Source organism: Commensalibacter nepenthis (genome assembly GCF_029953305.1).
Classification (GTDB): domain Bacteria; phylum Pseudomonadota; class Alphaproteobacteria; order Acetobacterales; family Acetobacteraceae; genus Commensalibacter; species Commensalibacter nepenthis.
This window is the reverse complement of sequence record NZ_JASBAN010000008.1, coordinates 1-4,123: the sequence shown is the minus strand read 5'-3', so window position 1 is coordinate 4,123 and position 4,123 is coordinate 1. Positions and strand designations below refer to the sequence as shown.

At 36.8% G+C, this 4,123-nt stretch carries 5 protein-coding genes; 1 reads left to right on the top strand and 4 read right to left on the bottom strand.

The annotated features are described in order from the left end of the window. Positions 1-44 precede the first annotated feature (44 nt). The gene (locus QJV33_RS11805) at positions 45-527 is read left to right on the top strand and encodes a hypothetical protein (protein ID WP_281463607.1); all 483 of its coding nucleotides are present in this window, start codon (positions 45-47) and stop codon (positions 525-527) included. A gap of 125 nt (positions 528-652) precedes the next feature. On the opposite strand, the gene QJV33_RS11800 is transcribed toward QJV33_RS11805, so the two are convergent. The 4 genes from QJV33_RS11800 to QJV33_RS11785 form a co-directional block, all read right to left on the bottom strand. Next, on the bottom strand, positions 653-2,056 hold the full coding sequence (locus QJV33_RS11800; RefSeq protein ID WP_281463606.1) for a relaxase/mobilization nuclease domain-containing protein: 1,404 nt from the start codon (positions 2,054-2,056) through the stop codon (positions 653-655). Beyond that, a complete protein-coding gene (locus tag QJV33_RS11795) occupies positions 2,046-2,345 on the bottom strand; it encodes a plasmid mobilization protein (RefSeq protein ID WP_281463605.1) in 300 nt (99 codons plus the stop codon). The genes QJV33_RS11800 and QJV33_RS11795 overlap by 11 nt, the downstream gene beginning before the upstream one ends. 157 nt (positions 2,346-2,502) lie before the next feature. Then, positions 2,503-3,009, bottom strand: a complete 507-nt coding sequence (locus QJV33_RS11790; protein WP_281463604.1) for a helix-turn-helix domain-containing protein — start codon at positions 3,007-3,009, stop codon at positions 2,503-2,505. A 252-nt stretch (positions 3,010-3,261) separates the two neighbouring features. Continuing rightward, on the bottom strand, positions 3,262-4,123 hold an 862-nt coding region (locus QJV33_RS11785), incomplete at its 5' end, for an RNA-guided endonuclease InsQ/TnpB family protein (RefSeq protein WP_281463603.1).

Sequence of the window (4,123 nt, the reverse complement as noted above, 5' to 3'; positions counted from 1 at the left end):
TAATTTAATATAAAAATAACTTGATTTTTAGTGAAAGTTTTAAAATGCCAATAAAAAAAATATTAGTAATTTTACCAATATTATCTTTACCATTGACTGCAATTGCTCAAAATACACCTGAGAAATTACCGGGTAATATTACGAATACAATCACTGATAAATTTGCACCTGTTGTATGTCGTGAAGGTTTAAAAAGAGCTATTGAAGAAGTTCAAAAATGCTATAAAAATACACCTGCAAAATATCTACAAATTGAGCAATGTATGGTTGCAGATATTGCAATTACAGTATTAGCTAATATTGATAATGAAACCCGTAAGAAGTATGATCTTCCTATAAAGTACACGACACCGTATATTGATTTAAATCAATACGATGAACGTATAGATAAATATCGTAAAACAATCCCAGAATATCAAAATTATGATCAGCAAGACTTTCTAAAATATATAGGAAAAAGTAGTGATTCTTTACTCAAAAAAATAATTCTTATGAAAAAAGATAAAACTATTAATTGTGTAGAGTAATTATTATAATAAACGACCTGTTCTGAGGTCGTTTGTTATGAGCCTGATATTTCGGTCTATCTTGTAGACGCGACAATTTCATTATGGTGTTTACCATAGCATAGTTTGTCATAACTTGCAATGATTTACATCCCTAACCCTCGACCTCGTGCAAGGCTAATTCTCGCCTTTTCTTCCTCCATCTCCTTTTGTCTTTCAGCCTTTCTATGTAACTTTACTTCAATGCGTCTAAAGACTTTTCGAGCAAGCTCTTCAACTGTTGGTTTTCCTGCTCTAACCTGCTCAATCGTTCGCTTAATATATTCATAAGCTCGTTTTGTTGCTTCATCAACCTGTCTAATGCGTCCTTCAAAAGCCTCTCTGTCGGTGTCATTTAGCTCTTCCCTAACTTGATAATTCGGTAATCTTGATCGTCTCCGAATGCCTGATCCTTGTATTGAGGATCGATCTGAATACAAATCTTGCTTGTCTTGTCCGCCAAATTGCAGTTCGCCAACATCAACCCCTTGCTGTTTTCCTTGTAAAGAGCTGCCGACTGCTTCCAATCCACCATTTGATTGTATTGCACGGTCGCCTCTCTGGCGAAGTAAGCCATCCCTAATGCCAACACTAGCCCGATCCCTATCAGCATCCAAAATGGCACCTTGTAAAGCTTGATTAAGTCTTTGAGTATGACTTGCTTTTGATGTTCCAAATCGTTTCGAAAACTCTGTGCGTCTTCGTTCAACTGCCTTTTCAAGTCCTGCTGTAGCTTGCTTATAGTGCTCAGAAGTTCTTTCTTCGCTTCCAAGTCCTTTTGCTCGCTGTATTTCTTCAATTGCTCGATTGAGTTCGAAAGACTGCTCATAGATTGCCCCTTTAAGCCTTAAATTTTGCCCGTCTGTTTTGATGGAGATGTTTTTGGGTGTAACTCTAGCAATTTCAAATCCAGCCTCTGTAAGACAGTTTAAAAGGTCCTCACGGTTCTGAATACGTCCCTTTTCTAGTTCACCCCGCAAAAACCCGTTAATCGCTTCTTGAGCTTCTCTCTTGTCTTTAGGTATATTTCTACTAGAAACAGTTAATTGACGCTTTTCTGGTATATCTGGGTTACTTAAACCATATGTCTGATTAATAACCTGCTTAAAATTCTCTACAAGTGGGCGATCTGACTTATCGTAATAGACTGATAACCGCTTCCCACTCTCAAGCTCTACATTCGGCACAAAGAAGTTAAGCTCAAGCCTCCCTTTATCGGTATGTTCTATCCAACAGATATTATATTGCTCTGGCTTTAACCCTGCAAAGAACGTTTCTTCAAACTTCTGCATGATTTCTTGCTTATGAGCATTAGGGATAGTTGCTTCCTCAAAAGATAAACACCCAACGGTATATTTATTTTTAAAATCTAACCCTTGTGCAACATCAACGGAAAGTCTTGGATTTCCTTGTAAGATTTGAACTTCATGCTCATCCTTCTTGAGCAAATATCCCATGGACGTAAGAGGATTGCCTCCCCCTTTAGGATGAGGAAAGAACTTAACAATCATTTTCTAATAAATTCACCAATTGTTTTTCAATGTGAATGATCTCAATTAACCATTCTATATTATGTTCTCCAAACTGAACTTTCCTTGCAATTTGATTAAGATTAACGCCAATCTTATTCAACTCATAAAGTAATAAAGGATCAACAGTCGAAACACGCTTAGCTGGTTTTTGATCTAAGCAAGTTTCACGAATCCATTCTGCTAATCGAGGCTTAGTCTTTCTTTGAAGTAACTGTTCGTATTCCGTTTCATTAACTCGGATTTTAATCTCTTTATGACGGTTCTTCATAGCTTTCTTTCTTTGGGGGTTAAGGGGGGAACCCTCTTGCAAGTTACAAAGAAACATAGTGCACTTTGTATATCCTTGCCCCATACATATACATACAGTAGTACAGTAAGATACTTTAATCTTTTTAATTTTTAAATTTTTATCTATTTTTTCTTTTTTAAGAAGCCATGAATTGCTTTAATGCAAGTTCTGGATTGTCTTTAAAGAGCTTTTGAAAGGGAGATAATCCATTTTCATGCTGATTTATACTTTTCCACAGCCTTTTTCGTTCTTCTTTAATATAATAATAAGGGCTTCTTTGCGCGCCGTGCAACCTGTGGACATACTGAAAAACTGCGCTTTTCTTTTTTATCGCCTCTACAGCATCACGAATTTTAGAGATATACTTATTATCAATCGTAAAACGATACCGATTAGAAGATTGCCTGCGACCAAGACGATGATTCGTCCAATCAAGCCAGCCACGTAGACGAGCTTCTTTTAAAACCTTCGCAACCGTACGAGGACAAACACCAGCATCAACCGCAAGTGTTGTATGAGAGGGAAAGCACCCTTTTTTACCAAAATAGGATACTAAAGAAACCAAAACAGCCTTTTGATAAGGCGTAATTTCTTTTAATTGTGAAAGATTTTGAAAAAATACTTTGAGACTGAATACATTCATTGTTATATAATACCATCACAACGATGAACGTGTGATTTTCATTGGCACACGATTTGTCGGGACGGGGTGAGGTGCAAACTCACTTCGTCCATCGTGCAACGGTTAAAAGATGTTCTATATTCTTTATTTATTTCAAAATCGTCAAGTTTTTTATAAAAAAAAATTCCTAATAAAAAACGACCTACAATCAATCATTTTTTATCTGTTTTTTGACATCCACCCCTCCCTAAAGTGAGGGGATTCCTACCGTGTTTAGTCTGTTAGGACTAACTCACCTCGGCGGGTTCCTGTTGCTGACAACTCAGTGTTATTCACTTCACAGGCTAACTGGGCAAGTCCTGCCCTTAAGATATTTGTTGCACCGACTAGATCGGCATTTTCTTCAAAGCCACACTCTACACAGTTAAAGTTTGCTTGTGTTTTTCTATTTTCTGCACTGATGAAGCCACAACAAGGGCAAGTTCTGCTTGTGTTCTTTGGATTAACGGTGATTAATTGTCCGCCATTCCAAAAAAGTTTATAGTCAAGCTGACGTTTAAACTCGAACCATGATTGATCTAAGATAGATCGATTTAATCCTGATTTTTGTTTTACGTTTTTACCATGTTGCTCAGCGTTTCCTTTGGCAGACTTTGACATATTGGTAATCTTTAAATCTTCCATACAGACAATAGCGTGATTTTTGCTAAGCTGTGTTGTAATTTTATGCAGATAGTCTCGCCTGACATTGGCAATATGAGCGTGATGCTTTGAAAGCTTTTGTTTTACTTTTCTCCAATTCTGACTAAACTTTTTCTTATGACTTAATTGCCTTTGCAATTTCACAAGTTTAGCTTGTTGTGTTTTCAAACTGTTTTTTGCTTCAAAAAACTGACCATTGGTTAAGGTTGCAAACCGAGCAATCCCCATATCAATCCCAACCCTATCCCCTGTATGGATAGGGTCTATATGGTCATATTCTGTTTGAATAGAAACAAACCATTTACCACACTTACAACTAATCGTAACATTTTTGATTGTTCCAATCACATCACGACTATTACGATACCTGATCCAACCGATCTTTGGTAAATAGATACGGTTATTATGCTGTTCTAGTTTACACCCTTGAGGG